Annotated in this window: 20 protein-coding genes; 8 read left to right on the forward strand and 12 right to left on the reverse strand. The window is 64.7% G+C overall.

Features of this window, described 5'->3' with window-relative positions; translation table 11 throughout:
• The first annotated feature begins 24 nt into the window (after positions 1 to 24).
• Positions 25 to 1,299 carry a spinster family MFS transporter gene (locus tag ELY13_RS01720; RefSeq protein ID WP_126172136.1) on the forward strand — a complete coding sequence of 425 codons (1,275 nt, stop codon included), beginning with the start codon at positions 25 to 27 and terminating at the stop codon, positions 1,297 to 1,299.
• Here the strand turns inward: ELY13_RS01720 and metK are convergent.
• The 6 genes from metK to hisS form a co-directional block, all read right to left on the reverse strand.
• Positions 1,296 to 2,513: a methionine adenosyltransferase gene (metK, locus tag ELY13_RS01725; protein WP_126172137.1), complete on the reverse strand. Its 1,218-nt coding sequence runs from the start codon at positions 2,511 to 2,513 to the stop codon at positions 1,296 to 1,298. The genes ELY13_RS01720 and metK overlap by 4 nt on opposite strands.
• A gap of 48 nt (positions 2,514 to 2,561) precedes the next feature.
• The gene (gene lnt / locus ELY13_RS01730) at positions 2,562 to 4,130 is read right to left on the reverse strand and encodes an apolipoprotein N-acyltransferase (protein ID WP_126172248.1); all 1,569 of its coding nucleotides are present in this window, start codon (positions 4,128 to 4,130) and stop codon (positions 2,562 to 2,564) included.
• Between the two features lie 58 nt (positions 4,131 to 4,188).
• Positions 4,189 to 5,025, reverse strand: coding sequence for a DUF4167 domain-containing protein (locus tag ELY13_RS01735; RefSeq protein WP_126172138.1), 837 nt, complete (start codon positions 5,023 to 5,025; stop codon positions 4,189 to 4,191).
• A gap of 207 nt (positions 5,026 to 5,232) precedes the next feature.
• Positions 5,233 to 6,057, reverse strand: coding sequence for a peptide chain release factor N(5)-glutamine methyltransferase (prmC, locus tag ELY13_RS01740; protein ID WP_241233487.1), 825 nt, complete (start codon positions 6,055 to 6,057; stop codon positions 5,233 to 5,235).
• A 19-nt stretch (positions 6,058 to 6,076) separates the two neighbouring features.
• On the reverse strand, positions 6,077 to 7,147 hold the full coding sequence (gene prfA, locus ELY13_RS01745) for a peptide chain release factor 1 (RefSeq protein ID WP_126172140.1): 1,071 nt from the start codon (positions 7,145 to 7,147) through the stop codon (positions 6,077 to 6,079).
• Positions 7,144 to 8,394, reverse strand: coding sequence for a histidine--tRNA ligase (gene hisS, locus ELY13_RS01750; RefSeq protein ID WP_126172141.1), 1,251 nt, complete (start codon positions 8,392 to 8,394; stop codon positions 7,144 to 7,146). Before hisS ends, prfA begins: the two co-directional genes overlap by 4 nt.
• Positions 8,395 to 8,488: 94 nt before the next feature.
• Between hisS and ELY13_RS01755 the strand changes: the two genes are divergently transcribed.
• The gene (locus ELY13_RS01755) at positions 8,489 to 10,438 is read left to right on the forward strand and encodes a M61 family metallopeptidase (protein WP_241233488.1); all 1,950 of its coding nucleotides are present in this window, start codon (positions 8,489 to 8,491) and stop codon (positions 10,436 to 10,438) included.
• A 378-nt stretch (positions 10,439 to 10,816) separates the two neighbouring features.
• Here the strand turns inward: ELY13_RS01755 and ELY13_RS01760 are convergent, their stop codons facing one another.
• Positions 10,817 to 11,926 carry an LLM class flavin-dependent oxidoreductase gene (locus tag ELY13_RS01760; RefSeq protein ID WP_126172142.1) on the reverse strand — a complete coding sequence of 370 codons (1,110 nt, stop codon included), beginning with the start codon at positions 11,924 to 11,926 and terminating at the stop codon, positions 10,817 to 10,819.
• A gap of 190 nt (positions 11,927 to 12,116) precedes the next feature.
• Between ELY13_RS01760 and ppa the strand changes: the two genes are divergently transcribed.
• Positions 12,117 to 12,662, forward strand: coding sequence for an inorganic diphosphatase (gene ppa, locus ELY13_RS01765; protein WP_126172143.1), 546 nt, complete (start codon positions 12,117 to 12,119; stop codon positions 12,660 to 12,662).
• Between the two features lie 4 nt (positions 12,663 to 12,666).
• Here the strand turns inward: ppa and ELY13_RS01770 are convergent, their stop codons facing one another.
• The 3 genes from ELY13_RS01770 to ELY13_RS01780 form a co-directional block, all read right to left on the reverse strand.
• The gene (locus ELY13_RS01770) at positions 12,667 to 14,046 is read right to left on the reverse strand and encodes a mechanosensitive ion channel family protein (RefSeq protein ID WP_126172144.1); all 1,380 of its coding nucleotides are present in this window, start codon (positions 14,044 to 14,046) and stop codon (positions 12,667 to 12,669) included.
• 1 nt (position 14,047) lies between these two features.
• Entirely contained in the window at positions 14,048 to 15,394 is a 1,347-nt protein-coding gene (locus ELY13_RS01775; RefSeq protein ID WP_126172145.1) for a TldD/PmbA family protein, read from the reverse strand.
• Positions 15,395 to 15,460: 66 nt separating this feature from the next.
• Complete coding sequence (locus tag ELY13_RS01780; protein WP_241233489.1) at positions 15,461 to 15,850, reverse strand: hypothetical protein; 390 nt, start codon at positions 15,848 to 15,850, stop codon at positions 15,461 to 15,463.
• A 207-nt stretch (positions 15,851 to 16,057) separates the two neighbouring features.
• On the opposite strand from ELY13_RS01780, the gene lptB reads away from it, so the two are divergent.
• The 5 genes from lptB (at position 16,058) to ELY13_RS01805 (ending at position 20,711) form a co-directional block, all read left to right on the forward strand.
• Positions 16,058 to 16,819 carry an LPS export ABC transporter ATP-binding protein gene (gene lptB / locus ELY13_RS01785; RefSeq protein ID WP_126172251.1) on the forward strand — a complete coding sequence of 254 codons (762 nt, stop codon included), beginning with the start codon at positions 16,058 to 16,060 and terminating at the stop codon, positions 16,817 to 16,819.
• Between the two features lie 25 nt (positions 16,820 to 16,844).
• Entirely contained in the window at positions 16,845 to 18,221 is a 1,377-nt protein-coding gene (gene rpoN / locus ELY13_RS01790; protein WP_126172146.1) for an RNA polymerase factor sigma-54, read from the forward strand.
• Between the two features lie 39 nt (positions 18,222 to 18,260).
• On the forward strand, positions 18,261 to 18,959 hold the full coding sequence (gene trmB, locus ELY13_RS01795; RefSeq protein WP_126172147.1) for a tRNA (guanine(46)-N(7))-methyltransferase TrmB: 699 nt from the start codon (positions 18,261 to 18,263) through the stop codon (positions 18,957 to 18,959).
• 558 nt (positions 18,960 to 19,517) lie between these two features.
• Positions 19,518 to 20,222: a LuxR C-terminal-related transcriptional regulator gene (locus ELY13_RS01800; RefSeq protein ID WP_126172148.1), complete on the forward strand. Its 705-nt coding sequence runs from the start codon at positions 19,518 to 19,520 to the stop codon at positions 20,220 to 20,222.
• 258 nt (positions 20,223 to 20,480) lie between these two features.
• The gene (locus ELY13_RS01805; RefSeq protein WP_126172149.1) at positions 20,481 to 20,711 is read left to right on the forward strand and encodes a response regulator transcription factor; all 231 of its coding nucleotides are present in this window, start codon (positions 20,481 to 20,483) and stop codon (positions 20,709 to 20,711) included.
• Positions 20,712 to 20,719: 8 nt separating this feature from the next.
• On the opposite strand, the gene ELY13_RS01810 is transcribed toward ELY13_RS01805, so the two are convergent.
• Positions 20,720 to 21,406 (reverse strand): 4'-phosphopantetheinyl transferase family protein, encoded by a 687-nt coding sequence (locus ELY13_RS01810; RefSeq protein ID WP_164549676.1) that lies wholly within the window; start codon positions 21,404 to 21,406, stop codon positions 20,720 to 20,722.
• A gap of 66 nt (positions 21,407 to 21,472) precedes the next feature.
• Positions 21,473 to 22,423, reverse strand: coding sequence for a glycosyltransferase family 2 protein (locus tag ELY13_RS01815; RefSeq protein WP_241233490.1), 951 nt, complete (start codon positions 22,421 to 22,423; stop codon positions 21,473 to 21,475).
• Between the last annotated feature and the right edge of the window lie 13 nt (positions 22,424 to 22,436).

Consider the following 22,436-nt stretch of genomic DNA (forward strand, 5'->3'; position numbering starts at 1 on the left):
CAAAGGGGAACGGGAGGGAAGCGGATGGCACTGAAAACGCGGCGGGATGCGCCATGGCTGGCGCTGATCATACTGACGGCCATCAGCACGGTCGGGTTCATCGACCGGATCGTGCTGAACGTCCTGGCAGTGCCGATCCAGGCGGAATTCGGGATAACCGACACCCAGGTCGGCCTGCTCACCGGCCTCGCCTTTGCGGTGCTCAACGTCACGCTCGGGATTGCCGTGGCGCGTTATGCGGAGCGGGGGCCGCGCGTCTCGTTGATCGCGATCGGCACCATGCTGTGGTCCCTCGCCACGGCGGCCTGCGGGCTGGTCGGCAGCTTCATGCAACTGCTGTTCGCCCGGATCGGGGTTGGCGTGGGCGAAGCTGTCGGCCTTCCGGCGACCCAGTCGGTGGTGGCGGACTACTTTCCGGCCGAACGGCGCGCCACAGCCCTGTCCGTCCTGCTGCTCGCACCGCCGATCGGGGCCCTGCTCGGTTCGGCAGGGGGCGGCTGGATTGCCCAGAACTTTGGCTGGCGCATGGCGTTCTTCATCGCGACCATTCCCGGCCTGCTGCTGGCCGTGGCGGCCTGGGCCCTGATCGCGGAGCCGCCGCGCGGGCGCTATGACCGGGAAAAGAGCGCGGACGTGCCGCCGATCGGGGCAGTGTTTTCCCGCCTGTTCCGACTCAAGAGCGCGCGCCAGCTGCTGTTCGGCTCAACGATTGCGTCGATGGTCGGATTCGGCCTCAACTCCTTCGTCGCCTTCCTCCTGGTTCGCCGGTTCGATTTCTCGCTGGCCGAGGCGGGACTGTTCGCCGGGCTCCTGGCAAGCTTTCCCGGGGCGGTGGCGGTGCTGGTGGGCGGCTGGGCAGCGGACCGCTTCGGCAAGCGCAATCCGGCCGCCTACGCGCTGATCCCCGGGATCGCGCTGCTGATCGCCTCACCGCTCTACATGTTCGCCATCACGCGCGACCACGTGGTGCTGCTGCTGGCCCTGACGACAATCGCCGCGCTGTTCCAGTACACCTACCTCGGCGTGACGTACGGCGTGTTCCAGAACCTGCTGCATTCCCGGATGCGCGCGACAGGATCGGCGCTGCTGAACGCGATGTACGGCCTGATCGGTCAGGGACTTGGGCCGTTGCTGGTCGGTTTTCTCAGCGACCGCTTCCTCGCGTCCGGGTATTCCCCCGGACGCGGGCTTGCCTATGCGATGGCGCTGACCGCTGCCATCTACCTCTGGGCCGCGCTGCACTATCTGCTGGCAGCGCGGCATGTCGGACCGGACCTGGCCCGCGTCCGGGAGGATTAGCCCCCGGTCGCGGCCTTCAGCGCGTCCACCAGATCGGTCCGCTCCCACGGGAACAGATCGCCGTCCGGCTTGCGGCCGAAGTGGCCGTAAGCGGCGGTCTTGCGGTAGATCGGCTTGTTCAGGTGAAGGCCAATGCGGATGCCGCGCGGGGTCAGCCCGCCCAGCTTTTCGGCAGCGACTTGCCGCACCGCTTCTTCCAGCTGCGCGTCGTCCCCGCTGCCGGTGCCGTGCGTATCAACATAAAGCGACAGCGGCTCTGCCACCCCGATCGCATAAGCGAGCTGGATCGTGCAGCGGCTGGCAAGGCCGGCCGCGACGATGTTCTTGGCCAGGTAGCGGGTGACGTAAGCAGCCGAGCGGTCCACCTTTGTCGGATCCTTGCCCGAGAACGCGCCGCCGCCATGGGGCGCAGCGCCGCCATAGGTATCGACGATGATCTTGCGGCCCGTCAGCCCTGCGTCGCCGTCCGGCCCGCCGATCTCGAACGCGCCGGTCGGGTTGATGTGGTAGACCGTCGCATCGGAAAGAAGCTCCGCCGGGAGTACGTCGGCGACGGCGCGCTTCACGTAGTCCTTCAGCTCCGCTTCCTTCTCGCCCTTGTCATAGCCCTTGGCGTGCTGGGTCGAGACGACGATCGCGGTGGCGGTCACCGGCTTGCCGTCCCGGAACCGCAGCGTCACCTGGCTTTTCGCGTCCGGTTCAAGGAACGGCGCTGCGCCGGACTTCCGGTCGGCGGCGAGACGCTCAAGGATCTTGTGGCTGTAGTCGAGCGTGGCCGGCATCAGGTCGGGCGTTTCATCGCACGCGAAGCCGAACATGATGCCCTGGTCGCCCGCGCCTTCGTCCTTGTTGCCGCTGGCATCGACGCCTTGCGCGATTTCCGGCGACTGCCCGTGGAGATAGTTCTGGAATTCGAGCGTCTCCCAGTGGAAGCCCGATTGCTCGTAGCCGATTTCCTTCACGGTCTGACGAACGACGCGCTCGATTTCTTCCTCCGCGCCGGGGGCCCATTCGCCGTTCTCGAACACGCCCTTGCAGCGGATCTCGCCCGCCAGCACCACGCGCTGTGTGGTCGTCAGCGTTTCGCAAGCGATGCGCGCTTCGGGATCCTTCGACAGGAACAGATCGACCACGGCATCGGAGATCTGATCGGCAACCTTGTCCGGATGCCCTTCGGAGACGCTTTCGGAAGTGAACAGGTAATTCTGACGCATGCGGAAATATCTCCGGGAAATGCAGGCTCTTGAAAAGAAAGAGGGCCTCTAGCCGCGCTTTCGGCGCAAGGCAATTATAGCAAGAACCAGGAAGACGGCGGCCCAGCCAAGTCCAAGAATGTTGCCGAGCCGGGAAAACAGCGTCGGCTCACCCGGCGGGGGAACGAACCCGTCGATCCGGCCGGACCGATGCCGCAGGATGTACTGCCGCACGACCCCGCGCGCGTCGATCACCGCGCTGATGCCGGTTGTCGTGGCGCGCAGGACCGGCAAGCCTTCCTCGATCGCGCGCAACCGCGCCTGGGCAAGGTGCTGCGGCGGCCCGAAGCGGCCGAACCAGCCGTCATTCGACGGATTGAACAAGTAGTCCGGCCGATTGGCGCGGTCCGCCACCTGACCCGAAAACGTGATTTCATAGCAGATCTGGATGCCCGCCTGGCCCCAACGCCCAAGGTCCAGCGTCTGCGGTCCCGGCCCCGGCAGGAAATCGAGCGCGCCGGGAACCAGCCGGGTCAGGCCCAGCGGTTCGAACAACCAGCGCAGCGCCAGATATTCGCCATAAGGGACAAGATGCGCCTTGGCATAGCTCGCCCGGATTTTCCCGGCGGAATCGATGGCCGTTACCGCGTTGCGCGCTCCGACCGCGCGGCCATTTTCTATGTCGAGATCGACCGCCCCCGTCATCAGCAGACTTCCCGGGCCGATCACCCGGGCAACCCGCGCACGCGCGTAAGCCGGGCTGCCCCGCGCGGTGGTCGAATTGTAATAGTGCTGCGGGTATCCGTCGCGCAGGTAATCCGGCAGCCCGGATTCCGGCCACAGCACCAGCCGCTCAGGCCAGTCCTTCCTGGGAAGGCTGAGACCGGCGGTCTTGAAGAAGTTGATTTCAAAGAAACGCGGATCGTTCAGACGGTCCTGACGGATATCGGGCTGGACCAGCGTGACGCGCAAGGTTCCTTCGCTGCGTAGGCCGACTGCCGGCCAGTACATTCCGGCGCAGACCAGCACGCCGACGATCCCAGCCGGAACAAGCCGCCGCTCCTTCAGCAGGAGCAGGAAGGCGCCGGCCAGAAACACCGCCAGCCCGGACAATCCATATGTACCCATCCACGGGGCGAGGGCAGCAAGGCCGGGGCGCGCGAACGGGCCCAGCAGGACAATGCCGAACGGATTCCAGGCATAGCCGGTGAACACCCAGCTGCGGAGCCATTCCGCGATGATCCAGCACCCGGAAAACGCCAGCACCAGCGGCCACCCGCCGCGCGGGGCGATCAGCCGCGCGAACGCAGCCGCCAGCAGGGGATAGACGGCAAGATAGACCGCCAGAAGCGGGACCGCGATCCAGCCAAGCACCGCCGGCATGTTGCCCTGATAGGTAAAGGCCGCCGCGATCCAGTTGTTGCCGAACGTGAAATGGCCAAGGCCGAACAGCCAGCCGAGCCAAGCCGCGCGGCGCCAGTTTGGCGTTTGCGAGATCTGCCAGATGAAGCCGGCCATCGCGGCAAGCGCAAGCGGCCATAAGCCAAGCGGCCGGAAACCGGTCGCGGCCAGAACGCCCAGGATCAGGGCAAACAAGCCGGGCCGGCTCTGGATCAGGGAAGAAACGCGCTCGGTCATTCGCATAAGCGCGCATGTGGCGCGGCGACCGCTTGCACGCAAGCGGCAGCCGCGCTTGTCAGCTTACCGCTTCAAGCGTTTCTTCGCCGCCGTCGGTCGAAGGCGTGCGGCGCGTGCGGCGGCGCGGCTTGGGCGCTTCTTCACTTGCCTCTGCGCTTCCGATAGCGGGCGGAAGAACGGCCGGATCGACACTGTCGTTGCCGGCCGACTCGTTGCGGGCGGAGTCGCTCCGGGTAGTACGAGCCTTCCGGGCGGGACGGGCTTCGGCGGCACTGTCTTCGTCGGCAGCGCCGCTTTCGGTTGCCTCGCTGCCCGGCTCGGGCTTGCGGCGGGCACGGCGCGGCTTGGCCTCGCGGACGAAAGGATTTTCCTCCTCATCCTTGCTCGCGCCTTCACCTTCGATCCGGGTTTCACCCTCGCGATCCGCGTCGTTCTCGTCGGAATTGCGGCCCTTGGCGTTGCGTCCGCGGGTGCGATCGTTCCGCCCGCCGCGCTCGTTGCGATCACCACGGTCGTTGCGATCATTCCGGTCACCGCGATCGCTGCGGTTGCCGCGATCTTCCGTCTGGGATTCGAACTCGTTGTCGTTCTCATCCTCGTCCTGATCGTCGTCGAAGGACTGCTCGCGATCGTCGCGGCGTGAGCGGGACTCTTCCCGCGGGGTCTTGCCGTCGGCCAGAACGCGGAAATAGTGATCCGCAAACTGCAGGTAGTATTCGGTCTGCACACGGTCGCCGTTCAGCGAAGCATCGTGGGCCAGTTTCTTGTACTTTTCCAGCAACTGCGGAGCGTTGCCGCGAGCGCGGCTGTCGATCCGGTTGCCTTGGTTACCGCCGCCCGAGCCGCGATTATTGCCGCGGCCGCGCCGGCGATTGTTATTTCTATTGTTGTTCAAGGGAATTCGCTTCCTCAATAGAGACCGGCGGGAGCTTCCTCCGGCGCAGTCGCATGACCCCTCGCCACGTGGCCCGGTGGGCGCTCCGTGGTTCCCCATCTGCACAATCCGCGGCGACTTCTGTCGCCATCACACGCAAATGATGGATTTAGGCCCGGCATGCGGATTTGCCGCTCCTGCCACTGGCCTGTGGCTGAGGTAAACACTCTAGCCCCCTTTGCCAAGCCCTAATCGCAAAACCAGCACGCGTGGGCGCCCGGCAAGATCGTGGTGCAATTCCGCAACAAATCCCGCTGCTTCAGCAATTTGCGTCACGGGCTCGGCCTGAGCCGCGCCGATCTCGACCGCCGCTGCTCCCCCCGGGGCAAGCAGGTCGGGCAGCATGGGCAGCAGGACGCGGTAATCGTCGAGCCCTTCCGGCCCGGCAAACAACGCGCCCGCCGGCTCATGCCCGCGCACGGAAACGGCAAGCGCGGCACCCGTTTCCACATAGGGCGGATTGGCCAGGATCAAGTCAAACCGCCCGAGCTCCGCCCGCCAGCCCGCTTCATGCCAGTCCCGCCGCAGCAGCCGGGTGCGCTCCGCCAGCCCCAGCCCGGCTGCGTTGCGCGCGGCGACTTCCAGCGCATCGGCGGATCGGTCGATCCCGACCCCTTCCGCTCCGGGCCGCTCCGCCAGAACGGTCAGCAGCAAGGCGCCGGATCCGACCCCGCAATCGAGCACCCGGGCCGGCTGTACGCAGGCATCGAGCGCCGCCTGGACCGTGGTTTCGCTGTCGGCCCGGGGAATGAGGACGGCAGGGCCCACCAAAAACGGGCGTCCATAGAATTCCTGCACTCCAAGAATATAGGCGATCGGCTCATGCTTCAGGCGCCGCTCCAGCATCGGGGTGAAGCTGGCCGGAACCTCGGCGTCACCGTGCCGCAGCAGCAGCTCCGACCGGGTGACCCCCAGCGCATGGGCCAGCAGCAGCTCGGCATCGAGCCGCGCGGTGTCGGAGACGGCGGCGAGTGCCCGCGCCGCCTCCCGCAAGGCCTCGGCGGATTTGATCTCAGTTCCCCAAAGCCGCGAGGCGCTTCGCCTCGTCCTCGGTGATCAGCGCGTCAATCAATTCCCCCAGCCCCGGCCCGGCGAGCACTTCGGGCAGCTTGTGCAAGGTCAGGTTGATCCGGTGATCGGTCACCCGTCCTTGCGGGAAGTTGTAGGTGCGGATGCGCTCCGACCGGTCGCCCGATCCGACCATTGCCTTGCGCGCCTCGGCCTCCGCGCCATGCGCTTCCTCGCGCATTTTTTCGTAAAGCCGCGCGCGCAGCACCTGCATCGCCTTGGCCCGGTTCTTGTGCTGGCTGCGCTCATCCTGCTGGATCACGACGAGACCGGACGGCAAGTGCGTAATCCGCACGGCGCTGTCGGTAGTGTTGACGTGCTGCCCGCCCGCGCCGGACGCGCGGTAGATATCGATCTTCAGGTCCTTGTCGTCGATCTGGACATCGACCTCGGTCGGTTCCGGCAGCACGGCCACGGTCGCGGCCGAAGTGTGAATCCGCCCGCCGCTTTCGGTCACCGGAACGCGCTGGACCCGGTGCACGCCGCTTTCGAACTTCAGCTTGGCGAACACGCCCGTGCCCGAAACATTGGCGACGACTTCCTTGAAGCCCCCGATGTCCGAGGCATTCACGCTGATCGTCTCGACTCGCCAGCCCCGCTCGGCGGCGTAGCGTTCGTACATCCGGAACAAGTCGGCGGCGAACAAGGCTGCCTCATCGCCCCCGGTCCCGGCGCGGATTTCCAGCATCGCAGGGCGCGCGTCGGCCGCATCGCGCGGCAGCATCGACAGAGCGAGCTGGCGCTCGGCCTCCGGCAGTTCAGTTCGCAGGCGGCCCATTTCCTCCTCCGCCAGCGCCTTCATCTCGGGATCGCTGTCGCCGAGGGTTTTTAGCTCCGCCAGCTCGGCGCGCATGGCGCGGATCTGCCCGGCGATCCTGGCCACCGGTTCCAGCTCGGCATAATCGCGGCTGGCGGCGACGAAAGCCTCGCCTTCCAGCGTGCCGCTCGCCAGCCGGGCTTCCAGTTCGCTGAAGCGCCCGGCGATCTGGGCGAGCCGCTCTTCGGGAATGGTCATCCAGCCGGGCCTCGCCATGCATAGCCGGACAGCACGCCCTCGATGCCCGCTTCATCGGCGGCGGTGTTCCGCAAGCGCCGCGCGGTCGCGCCGTCTTCCGCTTTCAGCGCGAAAATGGCCTTCGGCTCCTGCTTGACCGCCTTGTCGAACCGCTTGCGGGGGGAGCCGGACGCAAGCAGCTCGGCCGCATACCCGCCTCGGCGGAGGGCGGCGACAGCGCCGACCCCGTCCTGCAGGACCGCGTCATCCTCGACGACAACGATCACGTCGACCTTGTCTTCACCCCGTTCCCCCACCAGCATCGCCAGCCGCTCAACCCCGGCGGCCCAGCCGACCGCCGGGGTGTGCGGCCCGCCCAGCGCCTCGATCAACCCGTCATAGCGCCCGCCGCCCAATACGGTGCCTTGCGCCCCCAGCCGGTCAGTGACGAACTCGAATGCGGTGTGGCGATAGTAATCCAGCCCGCGCACCAGCGCCGGGTTGCGTGTCCAGACCACCCCGGCCGCGTCCAGCCCCTGCGTTACCTGCGCGAAGAAATCCTGCGCCTCGCTGCTCAGGAAATCGTCGATCTTCGGCGCATCGGCGGCAAGCGGCTTGTCGCGTGGGTCCTTGCTGTCGAGAATCCGCAACGGATTGCGCTCCAGCCGGTCCTGGCTGTCTTCGGACAAGTCGGCGCGGTGGGCGCGGAAGTAGTCGATCAGCGCCGTGCGCCAGGCCTCCCGGCTGTCCGCATCGCCCAGCGTGTTGAGCTGCAAGGTCACGCCTTCGGCGATCCCAAGCTCGTTCAGCAACTGGTCGGCCATCACCAGCAGCTCGACATCGACTTGCGGCTCGGCCGCGCCGATGATCTCGGCGTCCAGCTGGTGGAACTGGCGATAGCGCCCCTTCTGCGGGCGTTCGTAGCGGAACAGCGGCCCGTGCGTCGCCACTTTCACCGGCGCGTACTGCTGCCAGCCGTCCGTCAGGTAGGCGCGGGCAATCCCGGCGGTGAATTCCGGGCGCAGGGTCAGGGAATCCCCGCCGCGATCCTCGAAACTGTACATTTCCTTGGAGACGACATCGGTCGTTTCGCCCAGGGAGCGGGAGAACACCTCGGTCTTCTCGAACACCGGCATTTCCACCCGCCGGAAGCGGTAAAGCTTGCGCACGCGCTCAAAGGTTTCGACCACGAAAGCGAAGGCTTCCGCCTCGGCGCCGAAGATATCCTGCGTGCCGCGAATGGCCTGGGGGGTTTCGATCCTGCTCATGGCCGGCGCGCTTAGCCCGATTATGGCCCGTCCGCAAAGGTGCTCAAGCGCCGGGCCCTTGCGGACGCCTGCGCTTGCGGCCATCACTTCACGCATGAAGACACAGCTCCTGCTCGCCCTGTCCGCCAGCGCCCTGCTGGCCGCGCCCGCCGCCGCCCAGATGCAGCCGGCGACGAACTCCGCCCCGCAGGCCGTGCCGATCGTGACCACCGTGCCCGACGCGCGCGACGTTCGCTATCCCGGGACGATCCGGCTGGACATCGACGCGACCGATACCTTGCGCGGGCTCTACAAGGTCACGCAAGTCGTCCCCGTCCCCAGCGGTGCGCGCGAGCTGGTGCTGCAATTGCCCGAATGGCTGCCCGGCAACCACGCGCCGCGCGGGCCGATCAATCTTCTGGCCAACATCGGCTTCGAAGTGGACGGCCAGCCGGTCCAGTGGACCCGCGATCCGCTGGAAGTCCACGCGTTCCGCATTCCGCTGCCGGAAGGCGCTCGGCAAGTTACCGCGCGGTTCGTGCACACTTCCCCGATCCAGCCGGATCAGGGCCGGATCACGATGACGCAGGAGATGCTCAACCTCCAGTGGGAGAAAATGAGCCTCTATCCCGCCGGCTACTACACCCGGCAGATCCCGGTGCAGCCGACCGTCACGTTCCCGGCCGGCTGGCAGGTGTTCACCGCGCTCGATGGTCAGCAGGCGAACGGGTCCAGGGTCACGTGGGCGACGACCGATTACGAAACGCTGGTCGATTCCCCGATCTTCGCCGGCCAGCACGCGCAAAGCTGGCCGCTGGGGCACGATGTCCGGCTCAACGTCGTGGCGGACGAACCGGGACTTCTGGCCGTGGCGCCCGAAAACCTGCGGACCTACAACACGCTGGTGGATGAAGCGCTGGCCCTGTTCGGAGCAAAGCATTTCGACCGTTACGAATTCCTGCTGGCGCTGACGGACCGGATGGGAGGCATCGGGCTGGAGCATCACCGGTCGAGCGAAAACCAGTACGATCCGACCACGCTGGTCGACTGGGAAGCGATGGATTGGGACCGCAACGTCATCGCGCATGAACTGGTCCACAGCTGGAACGGCAAGTACCGCCGCCCGGCGGACTTGTGGACGCCCGACTACCGCACACCGATGCAGAACAGCCTGCTGTGGATGTACGAAGGGCAGACGCAGTTCTGGGGCAATGTGCTGGCCGCCCGGTCCGGCGTCCAGCAGGACGAGACGGTGCTCGGCGCCTTTGCCACCTATGCCGCGAACTATACCGAAGGGCAGCCGGGCCGGGCGTGGCGCTCTGTCGCGGACACGACCAACGATCCGATCATCAATTCGCGCCGGCCGCTGCCCTACTCCTCCCTGACGCGGAGCGAGGACTACTACAGCGAAGGCGCGCTGGTCTGGCTGGAAGCCGACCAGATCATCCGCCAGGGCACCGGGGGCCGCAAGGGGCTGGACGATTTCGCCCGCGCCTTCTTCGGCATGCGGGATGGCGACTGGGGCCAGCTGACCTACACCTTTGAGGATATCGTCGGCACGCTGAACCAGGTGTACCCGTACGATTGGGCCGATTTCCTGACCACCCGGCTTTACCAGCCCGGCCAGCCGGGTCCGCTGCGCGGTATCGAAATGGCCGGGTACAAGCTCGTCTGGAAGGATGAGCCCAACCCTTATGAGAAAGGGCGGATGTCCGGTGGAGAGTACCTCAGCCTGTTCTACTCGCTCGGGCTGAATCTCGACCGCGATGGCAACGTCGGCTCCGCCTTGTGGGACGGGCCGGCCTTCCGGGCCGGGATCGTGCCCGGAATGCAGATCGTCGCGGTGAACGGGCAGGACTACGATGAGGAGCGGATCAGGACCGCGATCCAGGCCGCCCGCGGCGGGACGGAGCCGATCAACCTGCTGGTGAAGCGCGGTGAAAGCTTCCTCACCATCCCGGTCGATTACCACGGCGGCCTGCGCTATCCGTGGCTGGAAAAGGCCGTTCCGGGCGAAGCCGGGCTCGACCGGTTGCTGGCCCCGCGCACCGACACAGCGCGCTGACGCCTCGGCGGAGAGCGAACCGGGGCGGCGGTGTCAGCCGCCGCCCCGCTCTCCGCTGCTGCTCGATTACCCATTACCCGGCGACCACCGCCCTGAGAAAGGGAGCATCGGCAAGCGGGGCGATGGCTCCGGCTTTGCTGCACGCTCTTTCCTACAGCGCCGCCATCGCCGACCCTCGCGGGCATGCTGGTTGCTGCCCCTCTCGCCTCGTTCCCTTGCGCAACATTGCTTCACAACGGCGCACGAACATTTTATTTTCTCAAAAGCGGCAATCTGTCATCCTCAAGGCCGCAAACCCGCAGGAAACGTGGGTTTGCGGCCGTGGACAGCCAGTGCAGGACATGTCAACTGTGTCAACCTCGCCCACCGGCGACGCCGCTATTCCGCGGCTTGCAGGAAGCGGTCGTCGATCGAGATGTCAGTCTGCCAGCTCTTGACTTCCGGCATCACCTTCTCGGCGAACATGTGCAGGTTCTTCAGCGCCTCGTCCTGCGGCATTCCGCCGAAATAGACGTGCGGGAAGAAGCCTTGCGGGCGATAGATTTCCTTCAGCTCCCACATGCGGTCCAGGATCATCTGCGGCGTGCCGGTAACCGCGCCCCGGCCGAAGCTGCGCGCGTACTGCTCGACCGCCTCCGGCTCCATGGTCATGTTTTCGTAGTGTTCGTAGCCCTTGATGTCCTTGAAGATCCCGGGCTCATTCAGGCTGTAGTTTTCCACCGCCGCTTCCATCGTGCGGGCAAGGTAGCGCTGCCCCTGCGCTTCCGCGTATTCGGCACTCTCATCGATATAGAAATTGCCGCTGACCATCGGCGCCGGCGGTTCCGTGCCTGGCCCGTGCACCTCCTGCCATACCTCGCGGTACTTGTCCGGCGGGGTTTCCTTGCCGCGCTGGGGCAGCATCAGCACCATGTTGCCGAACCCGTGCTTCGCGGCCGACACCATCGAGTTGCCGGAAAGAGAGCCGCAGAACTTGCGCCCCTCGAAGCTCTTGACCGGCTGCGGGCGCAGTTCGCGCCGCGGAATCGTGCCGAACGCTCCCTCCCCTTCGATGATCCCGGTCTCCAGCGCCGGAATCAGCACGTCCAGGATATCGTTGTAGAGCGCGCGCGCCTTGTTCTGGTCGATGCCCAGCCCGGCGAATTCGTGCGGGGCAAGCCCGCCGCCGAAGCCCAGAATCGCGCGGCCGTTCGACAGAAGATCCAGATTGATGATCTTTTCGGCCAGCCGCACCGGATTGTGCCACGGCACGATGATGCACTGGGTGCCAAGCTTCACGCGCTTCGTCCGGCCAGCGATGTAGGTCAACAGCTGGAGCGGATCGTTCGACATGGAATAGTCGGTAAAGTGATGTTCGGTGATCCACACCGAATCGAACCCGAGTTCTTCCGCCAGGACGAGATTCTCGATCTCCTCCCGCACGAACCGGGCATCGGGATAGGATTTGCCCCGCTGGTGGGCGAAACCGGTTGCCAGACCTACATGCATGACTGCTCTCTCCTCTCCGGCGCAGGAATTCTTCGTTCCCTGTCGCTGACGAGTCGGGAGGATGCCCTTGCGGCACGCCGCGTGCAAATTTTCTCGCCAAGGGCCGCCGCTTGGGCTACCCGCGCCCGCAAAACAGGGAAGAAGGTGCCGTCAACCAGCTCCTTCAGGCAACCACGGGAAACAAGCATCCATGCGAATCGAACAGATCCCAGTCGGCGACAACCCGCCCCACAGCCTCAATGTCGTGATCGAAGTTCCCACTGGCGGGGAGCCGGTGAAGTACGAATTCGACAAGGACTCGGGCGCGCTGTTCGTGGATCGCATCCTGCACACCCCGATGCGCTATCCGGCAAACTATGGCTTCGTGCCACACACGCTTTCACCCGATGGCGACCCGCTCGATGCGCTGGTAATCGCGCGCTCCCCGTTCATTCCCGGCTGCGTCGTCCGCGCACGCCCGATCAGCGTTCTGAAGCTGGAAGATGAACACGGCGGGGACGAAAAGCTGGTCTGTGTGCCGGTGGACACAACCTTCCCGTACTACTCCGATGTCGGGGAACGGCAGGACCTTCCCTCGATCATCTTCGATCAGATCGAGCACTTCTTTAAGCACTACAAGGATCTGGAGACCGAAAAGTGGGTCCGGGTCGGTGACTGGGGCGATGCGGCGGAAGCCCGCCGGATCGTGGTCGAAGCGATCGAGCGCGCCAAGCAGGCAAAACAGGCAGCCGAATAGGCGCCTATTCCACCGGGCGATTGGGATTGAGCAGGTCACCCTTGCCGGGCGTGGCCTGCCGCTCCTCCTCCACCATCTTGGCGACTTCGTTCTCCGGACGCACGTCCTGATCAACGGGGCGGGCTCGCCCTTTGGAACCCCTGCGCCGATCAGGCGGGGGCGCCGCTTCCTCGGCCCCTTCCATGTCCTTGATCGGCAGGGGGGATTCGGGATCGAAACGCAGGCGGTAGATCGGCTCCGGCATCTCGACCTCGTCCGCGTCCAGGGCGTTCTTCACCGTCACAAGCGCCTGGCTGCGCGCCTTGAACCAGTTCGTCTCGCCCTGATCGATCCAGGCAATGAACTTCAGGACAACGCTGGAAGCAGCGGCCTCCTGCACCAGGAACAGCGGGGCAGGCTCGGGCAACACAAAATCCAAGCCGCGCAAGGCGGCTACGCCTGTGGCGCCCGCCACGCTTGCATCCTCGTTCACGCCGATGCCTATCTCGAAGGCGAAGCTGCGCTGCGGGTTGCGCGTATAGTTGACGATCACGCCCTTGAAGACGGTGGAATTGGGGATCCGCACGTGATTGCCGTCCAGCGTCATCAGCAGAGTAGCACGGCTGGTCAGCCGAATGATCCGCCCCTCGTAATCCTCGATCTTCACCAGCTCGTTCGGGCGGAACGGCTGACGCAGGCTCAGCATCACGGAGGCGACGTAGTTCTCGATGATGTCGCGTAGCGAAAAGCCGAGCGCAATCCCGACAACGCCCGCGCCGCCCAGCACGGCTCCGAGCAACGTTCCTGCACCCAGTATGTTGAGCGCGACCAGCGCGCCCGCGACGATGAAGGCAAACCGGATCGCGCTCGCGATCAGTTCCGCAAGGAAGGAATTGGGCGTGACACGGCGCCAGAGACTTTCGAGAGAGGCAATCGCATAGCCGAGGCCGGCGATCAGCAACGCCGCCAGGACGGCTACCGCGATCAGCGGCAGAGCGGCGACAAGCGTCGTGAGCTGCTCCGAAAAGGTGCCCAGAACACCAAGCCGACTGCCTACGGAGACATCCCGCTCGATCTGGTTTTCGACGGTGACCACGCCGCTGATCCGCGATGCGATCACCTCGGCCCGTGCCTTGTCCTCGGCATCCGTCACCGTCCCGGTGAGCGTGACCACGCCCTCCCGCACATTCGCCCGCACACCGGCGAGCGCAGGAATCTCGGAGAAGATCGAGGAAATGCGCTGGGAGACGGCCTGATCCGAACCGGCTTCCTGCCGGGCCTCAATTTCCGGAGCGGCGCTGGGCGCTGCCGTCGGGCTCGGGCTCGTCTCCGGCAGCAGGGTCGCCGCCTGAACCGGCGACCAGCCGAGCAACAGCGCGGCCAGCGCCAGGACGATCCCCTGCATTCTATTCCCCCGCGACTGTCATCGAGTCGATGCGGATCGTCGGCACGTTGACTGCGCGGTGCCACTCGATGTCGTTGGCCGGTACCAGTCCCGCGAACATGTCCAGCAAGTTGCCGGCGATCGTGAACTCGGCGACCGGCCCGGCGATCGCGCCGTCCACGATCCGGAAGCCGGATGCGCCGCGGCTGTAGTCACCGGTGACGGCGTTGACGCCCTGGCCGATCAACTCGGTGACCAGCACGCCTTCCGCTATGTCCGCGATCAGGGTTTCCGGGGTCAGATCCCCCGGCTCCAGGTGGACGTTGCTCGCCGATACGCCCGGCGCGCCGCCCGCCCCGCGGGAGGCGTGGCCGGTGGGTTCGATCCCAAGCTGGCGAGCCGAAGCGATGTTCGCCAGCCAACCCGTGACGCGCCCATCATCGACCAGCGCGCGCGCAGCAGTGGGCAACCCTTCTCCGTCGAAAGGGCGTGAACGCAAGCCGCGCGGGCGATGCGGGTCCTCGATGACCCGGATGTTGGCGGGAAATATCCGGTCCTCCTCATGCCCCAGCAGGAAAGATGCGCGCCGGGCGATCGCAGGCGCGGCCATGGCTCCGAGTAGATGGCCGAGCAGCGAATTGCCCACGCGGGGATCGAACACCACCGGCATCGGCCCGCTTTTCATGCGTGCCGGGTCGAGCCGCGCCACGGCGCGTGTCCCTGCCTTACGGCCGATTTCGGCACAACTCGGCAGATCGGACACGTGCCGGGTCACGCGATAGGCGTAGTCCCGCTGCATCCGCGCCCCCTCGCCCGCGATGACGCTGGCGCTGAGGGAATGGCTCGTTGCGCCGTAACCACCCGCAAATCCCTCGCTGGTCGCCAGAGCGAACGCGCTGCGCGAGAAGTTAGCCGATCCGCCTTCGCTGTTGCTGACGCCAGCGACGGATCGCGCCGCATCCTCCACGGCGGCGGCTCGTTCCCTCAGAAGCTCGGGAGCAGGCTCGGCATCGTCGCTCAAGTCGAGTGCTGGAAACGGCCCGGCGGTGAGCAACTCCGGAGGAGCAAGGCCGGCGAAAGGATCTTCGGGCGCGGCACGCGCCATCGCTACGGCTCTTTCGGCGAGTTCGCGCAAGCCTGCGTCGGAAAGGTCCGTCGCGCTGATCGAGGCGGAGCGGCGGCCGACGAACACGCGCAAGCCGGCTTCCCCGCCTTCCGAACGGTCGACGTCCTCCAGTTTCCCGAGTCGCACGTGAATGCCGAGGCTGCTGCTGCCGATCGCGACCGCGTCCGCGGCGTCGGCTCCTGCCTGGCGGGCCATCTCGACCAGCGTGGCACAGCGTTCCTGCGCGGCGGCAGGATCAAGCATGGATCAGGTTCTTGCGTTGCATGCCAGCCGGTTAGCGGCCGAACCGGCGCAGCGCCAGTCTTCCGGTCAGAACAGCGCCTCCAGCCCCTTGTATCCCGCCGTGAGCACGAACGGCAAGCCGATGGCGCAAAGCCACAGTGCAGCGCAATCCTTCCGGAACGCGTCGAACAATTCGGGATTGGCGGCCTGGCCATCGGTAAGCCGGTCCCAACGGCCTTCCAGCATCCGGCAGGCCGGAATGATCGCGACGATCAGGAAGACCAATCCGAGATAAGGCAAGCTCGATCCGTTCCCCGTCTTCAGCAGGGACATGGTCACGAAGATCTGCAGTCCGGTGTAGACCAGCAGGGCATACGCGACATGATCGCTCATCTTCTTGCGCCAATCCAGGCTGCGGCCCGGCCTGGCGTGCGCGTCCGTGTCTGAAAGCACGGTTCTTGGAAGCGCCTTTGGCATGCGCCTTCTCCTCTCCTGGTTCCCTTGCGCCGAAGTATTCCACTGCTGCCGCTCCCGCGCAAGCGGCAGCACCGGTCTGCGCCGGTTTGAAGTTGAGAAATGCCCCCCGTGCCAAACGGGTGCAAAAGTACCTGTCCTCATGCTACGGCCTTGAACATGAATTCGCTCGATCAATCCGGTCTCGACCAGGACGCCCTGTCTCATTCGATGGCCGAAGCTCCGGCCAATGCCGCTCCGCCCATTCCGCAAGGCGGCCTGGAGGTGATCTCGATCGCCAAAAGCTACGACAAGCGCGCGGTCCTGACCGATATCTCGCTGACCGTCGGCAAGGGCGAAGTGCTCGGCCTGCTGGGACCGAACGGGGCGGGCAAGACGACGTGTTTCTATTCGATCATGGGGCTGGTGCGGCCCGACAGCGGCCGCATCCTGATGGACGGCGTCGATGTGACCAAGCTGCCGATGTACCGCCGCGCGGTCCTCGGCTTGGGCTACCTTCCGCAGGAAACCTCGATCTTCCGCGGGATGACGGTGGAGCAGAACATCAGTTCCGTGCTCGAGATGGTGGAGCCCGACAAGCAGGTCCGCGCTGCCGAGCTGGACCGGCTGCTCGACGAATTCGGCCTCACCCGCTTGCGGGAAAGCCCCGCGATGGCGCTCTCGGGCGGTGAACGGCGGCGGTGCGAAATCGCGCGGGCCCTGGCCGCCAAGCCATCGATCATGCTGCTCGACGAACCGTTCGCCGGGATCGACCCGCTGTCGATCGGCGATATTCGTCATCTCGTGATCGACCTGAAGCAGCGCGGAATCGGGGTGCTGATCACCGATCATAACGTGCGCGAGACACTCGATATCGTGGATCGCGCCTGCATCATTTACGGCGGCCAGGTCCTGTTCGCCGGCAGCCCCGAAGAACTGGTAGCCGACGAAAACGTGCGCCGGCTGTATCTGGGCGAAAGCTTCACGCTATGATTCCGGAGCACTCGCGAGCCTAGCCATGGCCCTCGCCCCTCGCCTCGACCTGCGGCAGACGCAATCGCTGGCCATGACGCCGCAGCTGCAGCAGGCCATCAAGCTGCTGGCGCTGTCCAATCTGGAAATCGAAGGCTTCATCGGTGAAGCGCTCGAGGCCAATCCGCTGCTCGATGCCGGCGAAAGCGCGGCGATAGCGCCGCCGGAGCCTCCCCTGCGGCGCGAAACCGGCGACTGGAGCGCGCAACCCGCCAGCGCCGCTCCTGCCGATGCGACGGGGGACTGGCTCGAAATTGAGGACCGCAGCGACGGGCCGACGCTGGCCGAACATCTGGAGGCGCAAGTCGGCACCCTGCCTCTGGATGCTGCCACCGGCTTCGTGGCCCGTTACATCATTGGGCTGCTGGACGAGGCGGGATACCTCTCCTTCCCCATAGACGAAATCGCGGCCGATCTGGGCGTTTCCGCCAAGGCTGCGGAAGAAGCGTTGCGGGCCGTACAGTCGCTCGATCCAACCGGCGTGGCCGCGCGCAGCCTGGCCGAATGTCTTAGCCTTCAGGCGAAGGATGCAGACCGCCACGATCCGTGCATGGCGAAGCTGATCGCCAACCTCGATCTCCTTGCCAAAGCGAGCTTCGCGCAGCTCAAGCGATTGTGCGACGTGGATGACGAAGACTTCGCCGACATGCTGGCCGAGCTGCGCAGCTACGATCCCAAGCCCGGGTTGCGCTATGGCAGCGCCGCGCGGGAGACTGTGGCGCCCGACATCGTCGTCAGTCCCACTGGCGGGAGCGGCTGGCGGATCGCACTGAACGAGGCAACGCTCCCCCGGCTGGTGGTGAATCGCTCCTACTATCTCGAGTTGCGGAGCGACTGCGCGGACAGGAGTGCCAAAGCCTGGCTGAACGAACGGCTTTCCGACGCCAACTGGCTGGTGAAAGCGCTCGACCAGCGACAGAAGACGATCCTCAAGGTAGCGGGCGAAGTCGTCAAACGGCAGGATGGCTTCTTCCGCTTCGGCGTCGCCCACCTGAAGCCACTGACCCTGCGCACCGTGGCCGAGGCGATCGGAATGCACGAATCGACCGTCAGCCGGGCAACTTCGAACAAGTATCTTCAGTGCGAGCGAGGTATGTTCGAACTGAAATACTTCTTCACCAGCGGCGTCGCTTCGGCCGATGGGGAAAGCGCCGCTTCGGCCGAGGCGGTCAAGGCGCAGATCCGCGCGTTGATCGAGGCTGAGGATCCGAAGCAGACCCTGTCCGACGATACCCTGGTTGACCTTCTGCGCGCGCGCGGCTTCGATCTCGCGCGCCGGACGGTGGCCAAGTACCGCGAGGCGATCGGAATCGGGTCCTCGGTCCAGCGCCGGCGGCAAAAGAAGCTGGAGGGGGCTCGGTAACCCTCGCGCAAAGGTTGCATTTTTGATAGCCGCCCGCCCATGACGGCATACAAGCAAGGCGACCCGACAACGCTCAACCGGCTCTACGGCCGATCCCAGGGAAGGCGCCTGCGCAAGGCGCAGCAGGAACTGGTCGATACCCTGCTGCCCCAGCTCGCGGTTCCGGAAGACGGGCCGATCACCGCGGAGCGTTTGTTCGGCCACCCCGCCCCGCTACACTTCGAAATCGGCTTTGGCGCGGGCGAGCACCTCGCCAGCCGGGCCGACATGCTGCCCGACCACGGCTTCATCGGGTGCGAACCGTTCCTCAACGGTGTCGTCGGCGCCCTGACACACGTGCGCGAGGGACATCTGGCCAATGTCCGGCTGCACATGGGGGATGCGCTGCAGGTGCTGGAGAGAGTGCCCGATGGCACGCTGTCGTTCCTGTACCTGCTCCACCCCGATCCATGGCCAAAGGCGCGCCACGCCAAGCGCCGGATGATGAACGACCGCCCGGTGGAACTGTTCGCGCGCAAGCTGAAGCCGGGCGGTGAGTTTCGTTTCGGCACCGACCACCCGGTGTACCTGCGCCACGCACTGATGATCATGCGCCGCCACACCGACGCCTTCGAATGGCTCGTCGAAGGACCGCCCAGTTGGCAGAACCGCCCCGGCGGCTGGCCGGAAACACGTTACGAGGCCAAGGCGCGCCGCGACGGACATGAAGTGTGGTATTTCCGCTTTCGGAAACAATAAGGCATCCGGAAGTCTTCAGCCTTCCTGAGCGTCACGGTTTCTTCAAGCGAGGCAATCCCCCCTCCTGCACTGCCAATGCGGGCGAAGACGATCGCTCCATCCCCTCTTCGGCGAGCGGTCACCGGTTGGTCTCGAGCGGGGTAGAGCAGAGGGTGAACTCCTGGATGACCTTCCACGCTGCCCATCGTCGAATACCTCGGCCGGCGCGTAGGGACGGTGAAGCCAAGCCTATTCAGGCAAGCGCAGGCTTTGCCGGCCCCAATACGCGCCACAAGGTTCCAAGCTGCCGAAACTGACAAAAGAAGCCGGCTTGGTGCGTGACCAACCGAGCGGCAATTCCCCCATCAAGTGATCTTTAGGACATTGTGGAGGATATTTTGGGCGTTCTAACACCCGCAACATAATCCGGATGGAATGATTTACCCCGCCCGTTGACAGGAAGGTTTATAAAATGTTGCAGGGCAAGTCAGAAGGTGTACTTTATCGCCTATAAAAATATTTTCGGTTGAGAGCCCCCCCTCCTGCGAGCGCTGAATAAAGGGAGGCGTCTGGAAGATTATGACTACGGTTGTTTCTGTTGCCATACGAAACTCCCTCGTTCGGGAGGGATTGCGCAGGATTCTCGCGGATGCCGGGTTCGAGGTGGCGGAATCCGCCGATGATCTGGACAACCTTGATCACCGCCTTCGCCCCTCCGGCCCGCACATCCTTCTCATCGATAACGATCTTCTGGGTGAGGACACGTCGTCGGCCATTTGCGACATCCTGCACCAGATGCCGCACGCTCGAATTGTCGTCCTGGTCGAGACATTTCAGTTTTCGGAAATGGCAGCGGTGTACACCGCCGGCGCCTACGCCTACTTTTTGAACCAGGTGCCCTACCAGTCGCTTGTCGCGATGATGCAGATGGTTTCGATGGGGCAGAAAGTCGCTCCACCCGAACTGATTGAATTGCTGGAAACGATGCCCGCCAGCCGGGAACCTCTGGATCAGAAGACAGCAATCGAAAGATTCGGCCTTAGCGAAAGAGAAGGCGTCGTTCTCACCAGCCTTGAACGCGGGCTGCCAAACAAGGCGATATCGCGCGAACTTGGCGTGAGCGAATCCGCAGTGAAGGCGACTGTGAAGTCCATCCTCAAGAAGCTGTCGGTTCAAAATCGCACCCAAGCGGCCATTCTGGCTCGCGGGAACGATTTCGTCTCACATTTTCCGCAAGAAACAGCTGGTGATGCCAGGGCACGTGAAAACAACAGAAGCGAGTAGAGCGCCCGAATAACACCTGATTCAGCAAGCACAGACCGTGTTTCTCGGCGTGGAGAACTGAACATCGGCCGTGCTTGACACCCTCTCCCGCAATTTCGCCTGTTTGAGCACACCCGCTGCCCAAAAGATTAGATGAGGAACAGCTTTGAACCGTCTGGGCAGGAGCAATCTCAAAATAGATCGTGACTTAACGCCCTATTAATATGAGTGTGGCGAATGGGTCCATTCTGGACCCCAAACAACACTCGGGGGTTTACGATGTTCCGATTCGAAGAGAGCAACGTCGTTCAACTGACCGCACGCGAACGCGATGTGCTGCAGTACGTAGCTATGGGAAGATCTGCGAAGGAAACGGCAATCGAGTTGAAAATTGCCCCCTGTACTGTCGAACGTCACGTAGAAAACGTCCGACTCAAGACCAGAACACGCAATCGCGCCCACATGATTGCTCATGTCATCCGTGAAGGTCTCCTCCAGCCGGCTGGCTAAGGACTACTTCAAGGATAGCGGCCGAATGGGCGCGGCGGCGCCGTCAGATCATGGCGGCACCGCGCCCAGGCAACCAGAATATCCTCTCCCACTTCCATGACTTCGTTATCAACGGAGCAGCCTTCTATCTCGACTGTCGTCGCTCGTTCGATCCCGCAGTCGAACGATGAGGGAGAGATGGTGAGGCCGCGGCCAAGCGCCTTCACGCATGCTTCCTTCCTCACCCACAGGGTGAGGAACATTCGATCAAGCTTGGCCGAGTCTTTCGCAGAGCGTTCGAGGAAGGCCTGCTCTCGCTGTGTGCAGTGGAGTTGCATCAGATCCCGCGTTTCCCCTATCGGCCGCACCAGTTCCGCGTCGATACCGATAGCCGCACCTTGCGACCAAGCGACCAGGACCTGTTGCCCGGTATAGCTGATGCTGCACTGCGCTGCTTCCACATCAATGAGCTGAAGCTTGCCGTAGCGGTTCGGCACATAGCTCTGACGGATCGCGGGGATGCCGAAGTAGCACTCCCCCAGAAGCCGGAGCGCGCCATGCGCAGCCCAGTAGCGGTGGCGCAGGTCGGATGTGCGGAAACGATCCGCCCGCGCGCGTTCCGAAGCGGACAGGAGACGGGACAGCTCTTGGCGTGGCTGATCCGGCACACTGATCAGCCAGACGGGGAAAGGCGCGGGAAGCGGTCTGGCAGCCACCCCAAAGCGGGCAAGCCGTGCCGCTTCGTCTGCGCCTGGCCGCAGAACCGCCCGGGTGTCCACTGGCTATCGCCAGCGCGGAACGAATGCAGAGTGGCGCATGAAATCCAGCAGCAGCCCGGGCGGGTCCGAGGCTTGCGATTTCCGCACCATCTGCTTCATCACGAACGCGAGGTGCGCGGCCACCCAGACAAGATCGGCGATGATTGCATAGCCGCGACCGTGGTTTTTGCGGAAGTAACGCTGGCGCGAAGCGAACCAGTAGCCCGGCATGCGGTTCAGCCTGGCGTTCTTTGCCGTGACCCCCGTGCTCTGGCCCGCAATGTGCAGGACCACAGCTTGCGGGACGTACCAGGATTCCCAACCGTTCTTCCAGGCAGCGCGGCAGAAGTCCGTCTCCTCGTAGTACAGGAAATATCCTTCGTCGAACCGCATTCCCTGCTCCAGCAAATCCCGCCGGATGGCAAAGCTGGCGCCCGAAACCCAGTCGACCCTTTCGTTTCGCTCCCCCATGGGGCGCAAGGTCGCTCGGCTGGCGAGCAGCTTTGAAATGACGCCCCAGCGGAATCCCCGCTCCATTTCCCCCAGAATGGTCGGAAAGCGAAAGGCGAACGGCCACGGGTTTCCGTCCGCTTCGAGCAAGGCCGTGCCGGCGATCCCGGCCGACGGCATCTCCGCGAGGAACCGTAGAAGCGTGCGGCTGGCACCGGGCATTACGCGGGTATCGGGGTTGAGAAGCCAGACGGTTCGGGCGGGGGAATTCCGCTGCAGGACGAAATCGAAGCCGATGTTGGCGCCCGCACCGAATCCGCCGTTCACCTCCGATCGGATCAGGGTGACCCAGTCCCATCCCCGAGCCTGCACGGCGGCATCGAGGAAGTCGGCCGAACCGTCGCGGGATGCGTTGTCTACCAGAACCACATGCAAGCCCGGCACGTCCTCGCGCTCCGCCGCAAGGCTTTCGAGACACGCGAGTACGAGCGGCCCTGTTCGATAGTTGACGATTACGATGTCCATCGAGGACGCCTCA

Source organism: Altericroceibacterium xinjiangense (assembly GCF_003958635.1).
Lineage (GTDB): Bacteria > Pseudomonadota > Alphaproteobacteria > Sphingomonadales > Sphingomonadaceae > Altericroceibacterium_A > Altericroceibacterium_A xinjiangense.

Coding starts and splice junctions, on each gene's coding strand:
- metK (WP_126172137.1), bottom strand. CDS start 2,513: ATGCGTCAGAATTACCTGTTCACTTCCGAAAGCGTCTCCGAAGGGCAT.
- hisS (WP_126172141.1), bottom strand. CDS start 8,394: ATGAGCAGGATCGAAACCCCCCAGGCCATTCGCGGCACGCAGGATATC.
- lnt (WP_126172248.1), bottom strand. CDS start 4,130: ATGACCGAGCGCGTTTCTTCCCTGATCCAGAGCCGGCCCGGCTTGTTT.
- ELY13_RS01760 (WP_126172142.1), bottom strand. CDS start 11,926: ATGCATGTAGGTCTGGCAACCGGTTTCGCCCACCAGCGGGGCAAATCC.
- lptB (WP_126172251.1), top strand. CDS start 16,058: ATGGCCGAAGCTCCGGCCAATGCCGCTCCGCCCATTCCGCAAGGCGGC.
- ELY13_RS01800 (WP_126172148.1), top strand. CDS start 19,518: ATGACTACGGTTGTTTCTGTTGCCATACGAAACTCCCTCGTTCGGGAG.
- ELY13_RS01815 (WP_241233490.1), bottom strand. CDS start 22,423: ATGGACATCGTAATCGTCAACTATCGAACAGGGCCGCTCGTACTCGCG.
- ELY13_RS01775 (WP_126172145.1), bottom strand. CDS start 15,394: ATGCTTGATCCTGCCGCCGCGCAGGAACGCTGTGCCACGCTGGTCGAG.
- ELY13_RS01780 (WP_241233489.1), bottom strand. CDS start 15,850: ATGCCAAAGGCGCTTCCAAGAACCGTGCTTTCAGACACGGACGCGCAC.
- prfA (WP_126172140.1), bottom strand. CDS start 7,147: ATGACCATTCCCGAAGAGCGGCTCGCCCAGATCGCCGGGCGCTTCAGC.
- ELY13_RS01755 (WP_241233488.1), top strand. CDS start 8,489: ATGAAGACACAGCTCCTGCTCGCCCTGTCCGCCAGCGCCCTGCTGGCC.
- rpoN (WP_126172146.1), top strand. CDS start 16,845: ATGGCCCTCGCCCCTCGCCTCGACCTGCGGCAGACGCAATCGCTGGCC.
- trmB (WP_126172147.1), top strand. CDS start 18,261: ATGACGGCATACAAGCAAGGCGACCCGACAACGCTCAACCGGCTCTAC.
- ELY13_RS01805 (WP_126172149.1), top strand. CDS start 20,481: ATGTTCCGATTCGAAGAGAGCAACGTCGTTCAACTGACCGCACGCGAA.
- ppa (WP_126172143.1), top strand. CDS start 12,117: ATGCGAATCGAACAGATCCCAGTCGGCGACAACCCGCCCCACAGCCTC.
- ELY13_RS01720 (WP_126172136.1), top strand. CDS start 25: ATGGCACTGAAAACGCGGCGGGATGCGCCATGGCTGGCGCTGATCATA.
- ELY13_RS01770 (WP_126172144.1), bottom strand. CDS start 14,046: ATGCAGGGGATCGTCCTGGCGCTGGCCGCGCTGTTGCTCGGCTGGTCG.